Below are 300 nucleotides of genomic sequence, written 5' to 3'. Positions count from 1 at the left end.
CGCGCTGGTGCTGCAGCCGGCCCAGCTCGTAGAGGCCGCCGCGAGCGTGCAGCGTCAGCCAGGCCTGCATGACCGGCCAGCCCTCGCCGTGCATCCGCCGGTCGATCGCGAGATTGCGGCCCAGGTCCGCGAGGGTCGCCCACGACACGGCATCGGGGATGCCGTGGTCGCGGTGGTATGCCCTGACGACCTCGACCAGGGCGAGGTACGCGTACACGTAGAGATGCCGCCAGGCCGGTCCCCGTTCGCGCGGCAGCTCCGGGCCGGGCGGCAGCCAGTCATGGCCCCCGAGATCGGCCC

Annotated in this window: 1 protein-coding gene; it reads right to left on the bottom strand. The window is 73.7% G+C overall.

The genetic code is table 11. From position 1 onward, the window contains the following. Nucleotides 1-300: acyltransferase domain-containing protein (locus AAH991_RS40380; RefSeq protein ID WP_346231226.1), on the bottom strand; the 300-nt coding region annotated here is incomplete at both ends.

The organism is Microbispora sp. ZYX-F-249, from assembly GCF_039649665.1.
GTDB lineage: Bacteria > Actinomycetota > Actinomycetes > Streptosporangiales > Streptosporangiaceae > Microbispora > Microbispora maris.
This window is presented reverse-complemented; position numbering and strand designations above follow the sequence as displayed.